Origin of the sequence: Arenibacter algicola (assembly GCF_000733925.1) — a bacterium.
In the GTDB taxonomy this organism is placed as follows: domain Bacteria; phylum Bacteroidota; class Bacteroidia; order Flavobacteriales; family Flavobacteriaceae; genus Arenibacter; species Arenibacter algicola.
Map to the genome: position 1 here is coordinate 963,970 of NZ_JPOO01000003.1, position 14,861 is coordinate 978,830.

The window sequence follows — 14,861 nt, forward strand, 5'->3', positions numbered from 1 at the left end:
TAACTGTTAAGAAAGGTTTCCTTAACAGTTAAATGTATTTTTTTAAATCCAGTTGAGTAATTGCCCCATGGGATTCATGTGCTACTACGGTTCCGTTTTTAATTACGAGTAACTGTGGCGACTCGTGAACAACTCCAAACACATTGCTGGTTTCATTGGAAACAGAACGATATTGGTGCAGATCCAGGTAATGAAGATCTAAACTATTATTGGATATATCATACCCCTCATTAAACCGATTCATAACCATTCTACTTATACCACAGGTGGTGGAATGCTTGAATATTACCTGAGGCCTTACATTGGACCTTTCCTTAATTACCTCCAGCTGCTCTACGGATGCCAATGGCGCCCATGGCACAACCTTCGCTTCTTTTTTTTCCTTTTCGCTATTATTTCCCTTTCCAAAAAGCCCTTTTAGAATCCCCATTTCGTAATTTTAGTATTAAGTCCAAAAAACGTTGTCAACCTTACAAGCTGCCGAATTGTCGCTTAAAATCAAAAAATAAACGACATTTTGTCCTGTTGCAAACCGTGGTAAGGTTGTTGCTTTTAAGACTTCAAAAGTAAGCAATAACCTAAAAAAAACAACTATATGAATTTTAATAACTTCACTATAAAATCGCAGGAAGCCATACAACATGCGCAGCAAATGGCGCAAGGTTTGGGCCATCAACAAATAGAGAACGAACATATTTTTAAGGCAATTTCCGAGGTTGAGGAAAATGTACTTCCCTTTATCCTTAAGAAACTGAACGTTAACACCACCTTATTGAACCAAATTTTGGAAAAAGAACTGGAAAGTTTCCCCAAAGTATCGGGCGGAGAAATTATGCTTTCCAGGGAGGCCAATAAGACATTGACCGAAGCTAGTATTATTGCAAAAAAAATGGAAGATGAATATGTCTCCATTGAACATTTGCTATTGGCAATTTTCAAATCTAAGAGCAAAATAGCACAAATACTAAAGGATCAAGGGGTTTCGGAAAAAGATTTCAAGACAGCCATAAATGAATTGAGAAAGGGTGGCAAAGTTACTTCCCAGAGTGCGGAGGACACCTATAATTCCTTGAACAAGTATGCCAGAAACCTCAATGAGTTGGCAGACAGTGGAAAATTGGACCCTGTAATAGGAAGGGATGAGGAAATTAGAAGGGTTTTACAGATCTTGTCGCGTAGAACGAAAAACAACCCAATGCTGGTAGGAGAGCCTGGTGTAGGTAAAACCGCTATTGCAGAAGGCTTGGCCCATAGAATTGTACAGGGCGACATTCCTGAAAACCTAAAGGATAAAACAATCTATTCATTGGACATGGGCGCCCTTATTGCAGGTGCCAAATACAAAGGGGAATTTGAAGAGCGTTTAAAAGCGGTTATCAAGGAAGTAACCTCTTCGGACGGTAACATTGTTCTCTTTATTGATGAAATACACACTCTTGTTGGTGCCGGAGGGGGACAGGGCGCAATGGATGCAGCCAACATACTTAAACCTGCACTGGCCCGTGGGGAACTGCGAGCCATTGGCGCAACCACCCTGGATGAATATCAAAAATATTTTGAAAAGGACAAAGCCTTGGAACGAAGGTTTCAGAAAGTAATCGTGGATGAACCCGATACCGAAAGCGCAATATCCATTCTGAGGGGAATAAAAGAAAAGTATGAAGCACACCACAAGGTTAGAATAAAGGATGAGGCCGTAATTGCAGCCGTTGAATTATCGCAACGTTACATTACGAATAGATTTTTGCCGGACAAGGCAATCGATCTAATGGATGAAGCCGCTTCCAAACTTAGGATGGAAATAAATTCCAAACCAGAGGAACTCGATGTTTTGGATCGAAAAATAATGCAGCTGGAGATAGAAATTGAAGCCATTAAGCGAGAGAACGACACTTCAAAACTCAAGGCCTTGAATGTGGACCTTGCCAATTTGAAGGAGGACAGAAATGAAATATTTGCCAAATGGGAGAGCGAAAAAACTGTTGTGGACGATATCCAAAAAACAAAGAACGATATCGAAAACTTTAAGTTGGAAGCTGAAAGGGCCGAACGTAATGGGGATTACGGAAAAGTGGCCGAAATAAGGTACGGCAAAATCAAGGAAGCCCAAGAGCGATTGGAAAAACTGGAAAGCGAACTGGAAGAACAGCAACTTGGGGAAACCTTGATCAAGGAAGAGGTCACCAATGAGGATATAGCTGAAGTGGTAGCCAAATGGACAGGCATCCCCGTTACCAAAATGCTTCAAAGCGAAAGGGAAAAGCTCTTAAAATTGGAAGATGTGCTCCACAAAAGAGTGGTGGGTCAGGAAGAAGCTATTCAGGCTGTTTCCGATGCCATTCGAAGGAGTAGGGCCGGATTGCAGGACAGCAAAAGGCCAATTGGCTCCTTCCTGTTCCTAGGAACTACGGGGGTTGGTAAGACAGAATTGGCAAAAACCCTGGCGGCTTACCTATTTGATGACGAAAATGCCATGACCAGAATTGATATGAGCGAATATCAAGAGCGTCATTCGGTAAGTAGATTGGTAGGTGCACCTCCGGGATACGTTGGCTATGATGAAGGTGGCCAATTAACCGAGGCTGTACGTAGAAGACCCTATTCCGTGGTATTACTGGATGAGATTGAAAAAGCGCATCCGGACACCTTTAATGTTCTTTTACAAGTATTGGATGAAGGTAGGCTTACGGACAACAAAGGTCGTGTAGCAGATTTTAAAAATACCATTATCATAATGACCAGTAATATGGGAAGCCATATTATTCAGGAAAAGTTTGAGGACAACAAGGACATCTATAGCGCCACAGAGGCCGCAAGGGTGGAAGTATTGGGTCTGTTGCGAAAAACCATAAGACCTGAGTTCCTAAACCGTATAGACGACATTATCATGTTTACCCCTTTAAGCAAAGTGGACATTAAAAAGATAGTGGTACTACAACTGGATCAGTTGAAAAAATTGGTTGCCAAACAACAAATTACTATAGACGCAACCGAAGAGGCAATAGATTACTTGGCCAACAAAGGCTACGATCCGCAATATGGCGCTAGACCCATTAAAAGGGTAATTCAGAAAGAAGTATTGAACAATATTTCCAAAGAATTGTTAAGTGGTAAAATTCACCCAGGTGGAATTATCCTTATAGACTCGTTTGACGATCAGCTCGTATTCCGAAATGAGAGTGAACTGGCGAAATAAATGACCGTTTTTAATAGAAGGGCATCCGATTATAAATTGGATGCCCTTTTTTATTAACAATATATACCATGCAGTATAAGATTTTTTATATTAGCATAAAACTGTAAGGACATGTCTACAAAAGCCGAGAGAACAACCGCCTATATCATTGAAACTGTTGCGCCAATTTTCAATAAGCTTGGATATGTTGGAACTAGCATGAGCGACCTTACAGAAGCTACAGGCTTGACCAAAGGTGCCATATACGGTAATTTCGAAAACAAGGATTCCTTGGCACTGGCGGCTTTTGAATATAACAGCAAAAAACTACTGTCTGAAATAGATGATAAATTAAATTCGAGCGGGACTTCCCTAGAGAAGCTTTTTGTGCTTACCAATTTCTATAGGCACTACGATACTTTTATAGAGGAATTGGGAGGTTGCCCAATTTTAAATATTGGGATAGATGCCAATCACAATAATTCCCAACTGCTGGCCGCAACCAGGGAAACCATAAAAACTATAGAGGGGAAAATTGCCTTGTGTCTGGAAAATGGACTTAACAACAATGAACTTAGACTACCCGTAACACCACTTCAGTTTTCTAAACAACTTTTTACAATGATACAAGGAGCGGTGGCCATGGCCACTATAACAGGCGATAGAAAGTACTTACTGAATACGGTAACCTACTTGGACCAATTAATTGTCCGTGAAATAAAAAAGTAATCCGGCACTACTCCCCTATTATCCTAAATATCCAAGTTTTTTCGGCATATTTACCATTAAATTTATTATCCCTTGCCGCTTCAGCTTCACTCAGGGTATCAAATCTTTCCAAATATACATAGTCCCACTTGGTCTTTTCCAAATAGAAGTACTTAGCGTCAATACCTTTCTTCTTAAGGCTTTCCACAAAAATATCACGATATCTAGAAGTACCATAAACATTGCCTATAAGATAAAATCCGGCCTTCTGGCCTTGCAGTTTTTCCACTTCCTCGTAATGGCCCTGTGTTACAGCCTTGCCGGCCTTCTTCCTGTCTGCAATCATATCTAGGTCATCCTGGATTTTCTTAGCCAATGCCAATTCTATAGCTTTTATGGAATCCAATCTTTTTTGCTCCTTCATCTGGATAGCCTTGGCCAATGCCGCGGCCTCCTGTTCTTCTTTCAACCTTTTTGCCTCAGCCAATTCTTGTGCCACTCTTAATTCTTCTGCAAGCGCTTTCTTTTTCCTGCCTCTTACACGCTTTTGTTTTTTCTCTTTTTTAAGTGCATTTTTCTGGGCCAAAGCCTCAGCCTTGCTAAGCTCTTTTTGCATTTTCTCTTCCTCTGCAATACGATCCCCATCTTCCAATGGAATAACATCCTCAGTTTTCTCAAGTTCCACCGGCACCTCATCCTCCTCAAAACCTACTACCTTTTTGCGTGCATCAGGACTACTTAGCGTATAAGCCGCAATTATCTCAAATGAGGGATCCTGATCTTTGATTTCGGCATCCAAACCATATTCTATAAGGGCTCCCAATGATATATGCTTAAAAAATCTACCGCCCAATCCACCCGATATACCGTAGAAACTATTGAAGCCACCTTGCAACCAAAATTTATTTGATGACAATAATGCATTAAGTCCTACTTGGGTATCCCCATAGGGCACAGATTTTACATAGAGCATAGGAAGCAGATAGGCATTGTCCGCCCCACTGAAAAGCGTTAGGGGCAATCGATAGTCGATCATAGCCATATAAATCTTTTCATCGGATGCCGAAGCACTCTTATTAGTGGAAAAATTATAATCGAACAAATTTTCTGCAGTAAAACCAACACTGAATCCATCGACAGAAAATCTAACTCCAGGTGCAAATTGCATAATAAATGCATTTTTGGATAATTCCAATTGGGGCAGTAAAATTTCAGGATTTGGATTATACCTATCGTCAGCAATTTCACTATTATAACCAAAAACGTTCAAACCAACCGATAGTTGCATATTACTCCCAAAATCGAAGGCGTATGCATAGTTTAGCACTCCACCGGTATTTAAAAACACCCCTGTATTATTCTGCACAAAACCGACGCCTATAGAGGACTGAGTATTTATTTTTCTGGAATAATTTAAGAAAATGGAAGTAGGGTCGCCATCTATGGTCTGCCATTGATATCTGGACCACCAGGCAATAGACTCCGGATTGTTCCTGTCCAGTGAAAAAACCGGATTGAACAAACTGGCATTGAATTCGGTTAAATTATGCTGCCTTAAGTCGGTTGGAAGCGCAACTTCTTGGGCATGCGAAAACAATACCGCAAACAAAATAGCATAAATAGCGTACTTTTTATCCATATACAAAAGAACAAAAAACTACGGGCACTACATACTATTTTACTGTAATTTTAGTTACTTTACCAGTAGAAGCTAATACCAAAAATAGAATTGACCATGAAACATATAAATCTGCTATTGATTCTTTCCTTAACCATCGGTGTTATGTCCTGTAAGGAAGATCCGAAGTTACCCATGGAAAATGCAGAAGATTCTATTTCCACTTATTATTTCATAAGACATGCAGAAAAGGATCGCAGCGATCCTGAAAACATAGATCCTGAATTAAATCAGGACGGGTTGGGAAGAGCCATACGTTGGGCCGAAGTTTTTGATCCCGTTGCCCTTGATGCCATTTACATCACAGATTTTGAAAGAACTGCGATGACCGCAGCTCCTACGTCGGTAAAAAAAGAAATTACCCCCCAATATTACGACCCCAAGGCAATTATTATCGAAGAATTCAAAAGATTAAATCTAGGTAAAAACGTTCTTATTGTCGGCCATAGCAATACCACTCCGGAATTTGTCAATCTCATGTTGGGAGAAGAAAAATATGAACATATGGACGATTATGACAATAGTAGCCTATTTATTGTACGGATCATAAATGGAAAAGCCACCGATATTAGATTAAAAATGGACTAGTTGAAAGGTTCCACCGAAATATCTTCCAACTCTATTTTTGACAATAATTTCAATTTGTTTCTTTCATAAAAAACATCCACATCATAGAATTCGCTATCCCTTAGAGTGGCCTCATAATTTTCATAATCTACAAAACGGATACCTCCAAGGTAACGCTCATTGTATGCTACCCTAAAGCGTATCCCTCCCCCATCCACATAAAACTTGTACGCTAGGTAATCGGGCTTAAAGGTCTCCTTATTAAACCAGTACAGATAAATATCCTCAAAATCCTTTCCTCCGCCTTTCTGATCAAAAGTTACCTTCACCTTATAATATTCCTTATCCTTTACCGTAACAATCCCCAATAACTCCTTATTGACTGCAGGATCGTTCAACCCGTATGGCAGGTATGCAAAGTAATGCACGGAGTTCACAGAATTTGCATACAAATTGGCAATGGAATCCTTCAATGGCACAAGGCTATCGTTAACGAATCGACTAAACCCTCGGTTACCTCTTACATCTACTACCTTAGTGGAGTCGGTCAATCTAATCCGCTTTAAAATTCTTTTTCCATCTTCCCATTCAGAGGCATATTGATAATCCCTGAATTTATAGAATACATCATTGGTTCTATATTGTTCCCCTCCACTGACAGAAATGGCCTTATCCACTATTTCTTGGGCAGAAAGACGGGTGGGCGCTTTCTCCTTGCACGAAACTATCAGAAAAACAAGAGTTAAAAGGTATACTACTTTCATTTAATAACTTTTCACATTAATCGCAATGTTTACACATACATTACAAAAAAAACATATTTATATCCAAAAAAATTAATTCGATCTAAACTTATACCCTAATTGCCAATCGGATAATTGTTTCTATTTTTGTCAAACATATGCAGAAAAAAGTAAATATAAAGAACAAAAGGGCACGATTCGATTACGAGTTATTGGATACCTATACGGCCGGTATAGTTCTGTCTGGAACCGAGATTAAATCTATTAGGGAAAGTAAGGCTTCCATCTCGGAGAGCTTTTGTGAATTTAATGATCTTGGAGAGTTGTTTGTTATTAATATGCAGGTAGATGAGTATTCCCATGGAACTCATTACAATCACAAACCCAAAGCAGAGCGAAAACTTCTGCTCAACCGTGGTGAACTGAAAAAACTAGAAAAAGAGGTAAAAAATTCAGGTCTAACCATAATACCCTTAAATCTTTTTTTGAACGATAGGGGCTTGGCCAAGATAAACATCGCATTGGCCAGGGGTAAAAAGCTATATGATAAGCGCGAGACTATCAAGGATCGAGACAACAAGAAAAACCTGGATAGGATCAAGAAAAGCTTCAACAATTAGGACATCCCTTAATTTTTATCCTCCAATAAAGGCACAAATCTAAAGGACCCCAATTCCTTCTTCTCAAATTCTTTGGCAGATTTACGTACAAAAAGTGTCATGACTTGCTCGTCTGTCCCTACCGGTATTACCAATCTCCCCCCAACCTTGAGTTGGGCCAGTAAAGGATTTGGCACAAAAGGCGCCCCAGCGGTTACTATAATACTGTCAAATGGAGCCTCTTCCGGCAATCCTTTATATCCATCCCCAAATATGACTTTTTTGGGTCTATAACCCATTTTTTTAAAAAAGAGATTGGTCTTTTTAAATAGTTCCAACTGACGCTCTATAGTATATACCCTTGCCTTTAATTTTAATAATACCGCGGTTTGATACCCACTTCCCGTTCCTATTTCCAAGATCTTATGGTTGGGCTCTACCTGCAAAAGCTCGGACTGAAAGGCCACTGTGTAAGGTTGGGAAATGGTTTGGTCCGCACCAATAGGAAAAGCCTTGTCCTGGTATGCGTGATCCTCAAAACTGCTATCCAGAAATAAGTGTCTTGGAACGGCCCGGATAGCCTCTAGAACAGAATTGTCCACAATCCCTTTCTCAGAAAGAATGTCCGCCAACTTGTTGCGCATTCCCCTATGTTTTAATGTATCTTTCAATTGTTTGGTTTTGGTGGGTAAAGTTAAAAAACGAAAAACTTAAAATGAAGAAATCCGAAAATTTACCTGTGCAATCTAATCTATTCTTTAATCCGCAGGTAAATTTAACTTAGATTTCTTTAATTATAAAAACCCTAGTTTAATTATCTACCCTATTATTTTTGTCTTATTTTTCGACATTGAATTGTTGAGAAAAAAGATGGAGCATAATACTTAACTTTTGTTTTTTAGGCCCTTAAACTTGCAAACTATCCTTATTTTTGAGGAAAATAAATACATATGCTTAATGTTGGCGTCCTAGGAGCAGGACATTTAGGGAAAATTCACCTTAGATTACTGAATGAGTCCCAAAAATATAATTTGGTCGGATTTTACGATCCCGATGTCATCAACGGTAAAAAGGTAGCGGCAGAATTCGGCTATACTTTTTTCGACAATATAAACAAACTAATAGATGCCGTAGATGTGGTGGATATAGTTACCCCTACGCTTTCCCATTTTGATTGTGCCAAAAAGGCAATGGAAAAAGGAAAACATGTTTTCATTGAAAAGCCCATTACCAATACCCTTCAAGAAGCTGAAGAATTGTTGCTATTGGAAAAAAAGCACCAGGTAAAGGGACAGGTAGGCCATGTGGAAAGATTTAATCCCGCATTTATGGCCGTTAAGGAAAACATTAATAATCCCATGTTCATTGAGACCCATAGACTGGCAGAATTTAATCCAAGGGGAACCGATGTACCCGTTGTTTTGGATTTGATGATCCATGATATTGATGCCATCCTTAGCGTAGTAAAGTCGGAGGTCAAACAAATCAATGCCAGTGGGGTTTCGGTTATAAGCAACTCACCGGATATTGCCAATGCCAGAATAGAGTTTGAAAACGGCTGCGTGGCCAACCTGACGGCAAGTAGAATTTCCCTAAAAAACATGCGCAAGTCGCGCTTTTTCCAAAAAGATGCCTATATCGCGGTGGATTTTTTAGAGAAAAAAGTGGAAGTAGTAAAAATGAAGGACGCCCCAGAAAAACCGGGTGACTTTGATATGATCCTACAAAATGCCGAAGGAGTAAAAAAACAGATCTATTTTGAAAATCCCGATATAGCCTCAAATAATGCTATTCTGGACGAGTTGGAGACTTTTGCAGATGCCATAAACAACAATACCATCCCCGTGGTCTCCTTGGAACAAGGAACCCGGGCTTTAAGGGTTGCGCTAGAAGTAATTGCATCATTCCAAAAGAAATAGATGTATATTTTATGTTTATGTGATAAACAAAGGCATGATATAATAGAATAAAATTCCAAGTAAAACGCTACAAATGAAAAACATCGCAGTCATAGGAGCCGGAACAATGGGTAATGGCATTGCCCATGTAATTGCTCAAAATGGATATAAAACCAATCTTGTAGATATTTCACAGGAAGCCCTGGACAAGGGTCTGTTAACAATAGCTAAAAATCTTGACAGAATGGTGGCCAAGGAACTTATCACAGAAAATGATAAGAAATCCACTTTGGGAAACATAACTCCCTTCACCAAACTTGCGGACGGGGTTAAGAAGGTAGACTTGGTAATAGAGGCTGCCACCGAAAATACGGCCCTTAAATTAAAAATCTTTAAAGAATTGGATGCCATCTGCGAACCCACTGCCATTTTGGCTACCAACACCTCCTCCATTTCCATTACCCAGATTGCAGCAGCCACCAAAAGAGCGGACAAGGTTATTGGAATGCACTTTATGAATCCCGTACCCATTATGCAATTGGTAGAGATAATAAGGGGCTATAGCACCTCCAATGAGGTCACAAGAACCATTATGGATCTGTCCTCGAAACTTGGAAAAACACCAACGGAAGTCAATGACTATCCTGGTTTTGTTGCCAACCGAATTTTAATGCCCATGATCAATGAAGCTATAGAGACCCTGTTCCATAAAGTTGCAGGGGTTAGGGAGATCGACACGGTTATGAAATTAGGAATGGCCCACCCAATGGGTCCGTTACAGCTTGCGGATTTTATTGGCCTTGATGTTTGTTTGTCCATTTTAAATGTAATGTATGACGGCTTCAAAAACCCAAAATATGCCCCCTGCCCCTTATTGGTAAACATGGTAACCGCCGGAAAATTAGGTGTTAAATCGGGAGAAGGTTTTTATGATTATTCGGAATCCCGTAAGGCCGAAAAAGTTTCCAAACAATTTAATTAATAGTCCTTTGCACCCGTTTACTTTAATAATCAATTTAGCGGCGTTCTAGAGCCTAGTTTAGATTAATACCAAAAAACAATTGAATGTCCATTAAAGATAATTTAAAAACAATCAAGGATTCGCTTCCTTCACATGTTCAACTCGTTGCGGTTTCCAAGACCAAGCCGGTAGCCGATATCGAAGAAGCCTACGCTGCCGGACAAAGGGTTTTTGGTGAAAATAAAATCCAGGAAATGACAGAGAAGCAGCAAGTGCTTCCCAAGGATATTGAGTGGCACATGATAGGCCATATACAACGCAACAAGGTAAAGTATATGGCAGAATATGTGGCCCTGATCCATGGAGTGGACAGCCTAAAACTATTGCGGGAAATAAATAAACAAGCCAAGAAACATAACAGGGTTATTCCCTGTCTTCTGCAAATCCACATTGCCGAGGAGGACACCAAGTTTGGTTTTGACGAGAATGACCTTAGCGAATTGATCGCTTCAAATGAAATTAAACAACTTGTTAACATAAAGATAGTTGGACTAATGGGAATGGCCACATTTACGGATAATACCCAGCAAATAAGGAAGGAATTTAAGCATCTCAAAACCTTGTTTGAAAAAACCAAAGTAACGTTCCCCGATCTTTCGCAATTATCCATGGGCATGAGCGGCGATTATAATATTGCCATAGAGGAAGGCAGTAGCATGATACGAGTAGGCAGTAGCATTTTTGGATCCAGAAATTAGCCCGCAACCTAGCTGTTTCTTTGGCCGGAGAATACGTATCTTTGTTTAGTAATCTGAATTAGAAATTTTGCATGTACGTCATATTAGATATTGAAACCACAGGAGGAAAATACAATGAAGAGGGGGTTACGGAAATTGCTATCCATAAGTTTGACGGGCATAAAGTAGTGGACCAGTTCATAAGCCTGGTAAACCCAGAAAAAGAAATCCAACCCTTTGTGGTTAATCTTACCGGCATTAACAACAATATGCTTCGCACTGCTCCAAAATTCTATGAAGTGGCCAAACGCATTGTTGAGATTACGGAAGATGCGGTAATTGTTGCCCATAATGCCCAGTTCGACTATCGGATTTTGAGAACCGAATTTAGGCGGTTGGGCTTTAATTTTGAACGCAAGACTCTCTGTACAGTTGAACTGGCCAAGCAATTATTGCCGGATGCCGAATCGTATAGTCTGGGTAAATTGGTGCGATCCTTGGGAATCCCCGTAAGTGATCGTCATAGAGCCAATGGAGATGCCCTTGCCACATTGCAGCTATTTAAACTATTACTTTCCAAAGATCTGGACAAAACCATTTTTAAAAGCGTACTAAGAACCGAGACCCAAGGGGAATTATCGCCAAGACAGTTGGATATGGTAGATGAACTACCTTCGGAAACAGGGGTCTACTACATGCACAATAAGGACGGTGATATTATTTTGTTGGGCAAAAGCAGTAATATTAAAAAAAGGGTCAATCAGCATTTCACCAATAATAGTCCAAAGGCCAGAAGAATTCAGAAAGAAACCAAAAGGGTTTCCTATGAAAAAACGGGCAATGAATTGGCTGCCTTACTAAAGGAGAATGCGGAATTATTGCGGAACAGACCCAAGTACAATACCCACTATAAAAAAAGGTTGTTTTCTCATGGTATTTATAAATCATATAACCAGGATGGCTATATTGCATTGACGGCGGAGGCCATTAATCCTAAAAAAAGGGCAGTAGTTACCTTTAATAGCCTTGAGGGAGCAGAAAATTTTCTGCACAGCATCAGGGAGGAGTTTCAATTGTGCAATAAAATAAATGGACTGTCACAGGCAAAGATACATTGCTCCCATTATGAGGATAATAGTTGCCTGGGCGGGTGCATAAACCAAGAACCGGTAGAGATCTATAATGCAAGGGTATTACAGGCAATTGACAAGTACAGTTTCTCAAAGAAGAGCTTCTTGATCATGGACAAGGGAAGGGAAATTGGTGAGCGTTGTGGAATTGAGATCAAAGATGGTGTTTTTAAAGGTTTTGGCTATTTTAATTTAAACCATCAAATCAATAATATTCATATCTTGGAATCCATAATAACACCCATGGAAGGAAATGAAAACACGACGCACATTATCTCATCCTATCTCAGAAAAAAAAAGGTGTTGAAAATTATAGAACTAAATCAGTAGACTTTGAAAATTAAAAAAAGTTGGAAACAAAAGATCCATGAAGTAATCTACGGGACCCATACCCAGGCGGGAAGACTTTTTGATATTGTACTGCTTGTTGTAATCGTCTATAGTGTAATTATTGTAATGTTGGAAAGCGTCCCTTCATTTGATGAAAAACACCATAAATTTCTAAACTATTCCGAATGGGTAGTGACCATTTTATTTTCTATCGAATACATTTTGAGGATAATTTCTATCAACCGGCCTAAAAAATATATATTTAGTTTTTTTGGCATAGTCGATTTTTTATCCACCATTCCAAAATACCTTTCACTATTATTTGTCGGTTCCCAATACCTAACAGCTTTTAGAATTTTAAGATTGCTAAGGGTATTCCGAATACTAAAATTGGTACGCTTTGTTGGGGAATCCAACAATCTGGTAAGGTCCATTCACGCCAGCAGAACCAAAATATTTGTTTTTGTTTTCTTTATCCTCATAATTTCCATTTTATTGGGAACGGTAATGTACATCGTAGAAGGTCCTACACATGGTTTTACCAGTATACCACATAGTGTTTATTGGACCATAGTTACCCTAACTACAGTTGGATACGGGGATATCTCCCCTGAAACCCCCTTAGGACAGTTTATTGCCACCGTTATTATGATTATTGGTTATGGCGTAATTGCGGTACCCACCGGGATTGTTTCTGCTGAATATGCTGCTGGCATGACCAACAAAAAAAATATAGCCCCAGGGAAGACCTGTCCGGATTGTGGTACGGAAATCATGCGTATTGATGCCCATTACTGTAGGGAATGTGGACATAAATTAAGTGATGATTAATGAGTAAAAAAAATCTTATTTCCATTGTTGGGCCCACTGCGATAGGAAAGACGACCTTGGCCATAGCCCTTGCCAAACACTACAAAACAGAGATTATTTCCGCCGATTCCCGTCAGTTTTATAAAGAAATGTCCATTGGGACCGCTGTGCCGTCCCAGGAAGAATTAGCAAGTGTTCCACATCATTTTATTCAGCACAAAAGCATTTTTGACGAATACACCGTAGGGGATTTTGAAAGGGAAGCTATAAAAAAACTTGAAATACTTTTTGAAGATAACGACATTGTTGTCATGGTAGGCGGAAGTGGTCTATACGTTGATGCCATTAAGGACGGACTGGATAGTTTTCCAACAATAGACCCTAAAATCCGGGAAACATTGAACGAAACTTTGGTAACCCAAGGCATTTTAAGCCTTCAGGAAAGACTTAAAATTCTGGACAGGGATTATTATGACCAAGTAGACCTAAGCAACCCGCACAGGCTTATTAGGGCTCTGGAGGTGTGTATTGGCTCAGGCCTCCCCTACACCTCATTCCTAAATCAAAAAAAGCCCGAACGGAATTTTAATACCATTACCATAGCCATAAATGCAGATAGGGAGATTATCTACGACCGTATAAACCAAAGAGTGGATATAATGCTGGAGCTGGGCTTATTGGAAGAGGTTGCCTCTCTAAAGGACCAACAGACCCTGAATGCCTTGCAAACGGTAGGTTATAGGGAATTATTTAGTTATTTTAAGGGCGACTACGATCTAAATACCGCTATTGCCGAAATAAAGAAAAACACCAGAAGGTTTGCGAAAAGGCAATTGACATGGTTACGAAAAAAAGAGGACATCCTTTGGGTGGATTATGAATACAACTTGAACGAAATTCTGGAGAAGATAGATCAAAAACGCACTGGATAATGGCTTTATACAATAAAAACATTCTATTTGTAATTGGGGTTTCCGGCACAGGTAAATCCACCATTGCGAAGTTGTTGGCAGAAAAACTGAACCTACCATTTTTTGATGGGGACGATTTTCACTCGGAAGCCAACATAGAAAAAATGTCCAATAAAATCCCCTTGACGGATGAGGACCGTTACGAGTGGCTGGTAACTCTAAACAAATTGGCCGTGAACAACCAAGAAACAGGGGCTGTCATTGTCTGCTCCGCCTTGAAGGAATCCTACAGAAACATACTTGCAAATAAAATTGAAGAAAAAGTAGTCTGGATTTCCCTGGAAAGTTCTTTCGAATTGCTATTGGAACGCCTACAGAAGCGAAAGGGTCATTTTATGCCTGCCGAATTATTACGGTCCCAACTGGACACTTTTGAACCTCCTACCAAAGCGATAAAAATATCGATAGTTCCCAGTCCACAAGAAATTGTGGACCAAATATTAAGGGAATACAAAACTCATTATATTAAGGGGTAAAACAATGGGGTACTTTAGTCAACCGGACCCAAGGAAAATGGTTTAAAACCAAAAACCCCGCCTTGTTGGCTGGGTTCG

Annotated in this window: 15 protein-coding genes; 11 read left to right on the forward strand and 4 right to left on the reverse strand. The window is 39.7% G+C overall.

Annotation, left to right across the window (positions count from 1 at the left end; translation table 11 throughout):
* Positions 1–28 precede the first annotated feature (28 nt).
* A complete protein-coding gene (gene ytxJ, locus U735_RS0114405; RefSeq protein ID WP_031444497.1) occupies positions 29–430 on the reverse strand; it encodes a bacillithiol system redox-active protein YtxJ in 402 nt (133 codons plus the stop codon).
* Positions 431–595: 165 nt separating this feature from the next.
* On the opposite strand from ytxJ, the gene clpB reads away from it, so the two are divergent.
* Complete coding sequence (gene clpB / locus U735_RS0114410) at positions 596–3,196, forward strand: ATP-dependent chaperone ClpB (protein WP_031444498.1); 2,601 nt, start codon at positions 596–598, stop codon at positions 3,194–3,196.
* A 111-nt stretch (positions 3,197–3,307) separates the two neighbouring features.
* The gene (locus tag U735_RS0114415) at positions 3,308–3,904 is read left to right on the forward strand and encodes a TetR/AcrR family transcriptional regulator (protein WP_031444499.1); all 597 of its coding nucleotides are present in this window, start codon (positions 3,308–3,310) and stop codon (positions 3,902–3,904) included.
* A gap of 7 nt (positions 3,905–3,911) precedes the next feature.
* On the opposite strand, the gene U735_RS0114420 is transcribed toward U735_RS0114415, so the two are convergent.
* Positions 3,912–5,522 (reverse strand): PorP/SprF family type IX secretion system membrane protein, encoded by a 1,611-nt coding sequence (locus tag U735_RS0114420; protein ID WP_031444500.1) that lies wholly within the window; start codon positions 5,520–5,522, stop codon positions 3,912–3,914.
* Positions 5,523–5,618: 96 nt separating this feature from the next.
* On the opposite strand from U735_RS0114420, the gene U735_RS0114425 reads away from it, so the two are divergent.
* Complete coding sequence (locus tag U735_RS0114425; RefSeq protein ID WP_031444501.1) at positions 5,619–6,149, forward strand: SixA phosphatase family protein; 531 nt, start codon at positions 5,619–5,621, stop codon at positions 6,147–6,149.
* Here U735_RS0114425 and U735_RS0114430 read toward each other — a convergent pair.
* On the reverse strand, positions 6,146–6,892 hold the full coding sequence (locus U735_RS0114430) for a DUF6503 family protein (RefSeq protein ID WP_031444502.1): 747 nt from the start codon (positions 6,890–6,892) through the stop codon (positions 6,146–6,148). The two genes, U735_RS0114425 and U735_RS0114430, sit on opposite strands and share 4 nt — an antisense overlap.
* 137 nt (positions 6,893–7,029) lie before the next feature.
* Between U735_RS0114430 and smpB the strand changes: the two genes are divergently transcribed.
* Positions 7,030–7,491, forward strand: coding sequence for an SsrA-binding protein SmpB (smpB, locus tag U735_RS0114435; protein ID WP_031444503.1), 462 nt, complete (start codon positions 7,030–7,032; stop codon positions 7,489–7,491).
* An 8-nt stretch (positions 7,492–7,499) separates the two neighbouring features.
* Here the strand turns inward: smpB and U735_RS0114440 are convergent, their stop codons facing one another.
* On the reverse strand, positions 7,500–8,141 hold the full coding sequence (locus tag U735_RS0114440; protein WP_031444504.1) for a protein-L-isoaspartate(D-aspartate) O-methyltransferase: 642 nt from the start codon (positions 8,139–8,141) through the stop codon (positions 7,500–7,502).
* 279 nt (positions 8,142–8,420) lie between these two features.
* On the opposite strand from U735_RS0114440, the gene U735_RS0114445 reads away from it, so the two are divergent.
* The 7 genes from U735_RS0114445 (at position 8,421) to U735_RS0114475 (ending at position 14,783) form a co-directional block, all read left to right on the forward strand.
* Positions 8,421–9,389 carry a Gfo/Idh/MocA family protein gene (locus U735_RS0114445; RefSeq protein ID WP_031444505.1) on the forward strand — a complete coding sequence of 323 codons (969 nt, stop codon included), beginning with the start codon at positions 8,421–8,423 and terminating at the stop codon, positions 9,387–9,389.
* A gap of 73 nt (positions 9,390–9,462) precedes the next feature.
* Positions 9,463–10,350, forward strand: coding sequence for a 3-hydroxybutyryl-CoA dehydrogenase (locus U735_RS0114450; protein ID WP_031444506.1), 888 nt, complete (start codon positions 9,463–9,465; stop codon positions 10,348–10,350).
* An 83-nt stretch (positions 10,351–10,433) separates the two neighbouring features.
* Positions 10,434–11,087, forward strand: coding sequence for a YggS family pyridoxal phosphate-dependent enzyme (locus tag U735_RS0114455; RefSeq protein ID WP_031444507.1), 654 nt, complete (start codon positions 10,434–10,436; stop codon positions 11,085–11,087).
* 71 nt (positions 11,088–11,158) lie between these two features.
* Positions 11,159–12,526, forward strand: coding sequence for an exonuclease domain-containing protein (locus U735_RS0114460; RefSeq protein ID WP_031444508.1), 1,368 nt, complete (start codon positions 11,159–11,161; stop codon positions 12,524–12,526).
* A gap of 3 nt (positions 12,527–12,529) precedes the next feature.
* Positions 12,530–13,357 carry an ion transporter gene (locus U735_RS0114465; protein ID WP_031444509.1) on the forward strand — a complete coding sequence of 276 codons (828 nt, stop codon included), beginning with the start codon at positions 12,530–12,532 and terminating at the stop codon, positions 13,355–13,357.
* On the forward strand, positions 13,357–14,268 hold the full coding sequence (gene miaA, locus U735_RS0114470) for a tRNA (adenosine(37)-N6)-dimethylallyltransferase MiaA (RefSeq protein WP_031444510.1): 912 nt from the start codon (positions 13,357–13,359) through the stop codon (positions 14,266–14,268). Before U735_RS0114465 ends, miaA begins: the two co-directional genes overlap by 1 nt.
* Entirely contained in the window at positions 14,268–14,783 is a 516-nt protein-coding gene (locus U735_RS0114475; protein WP_031444511.1) for a gluconokinase, read from the forward strand. The genes miaA and U735_RS0114475 overlap by 1 nt, the downstream gene beginning before the upstream one ends.
* Positions 14,784–14,861 lie beyond the last annotated feature (78 nt).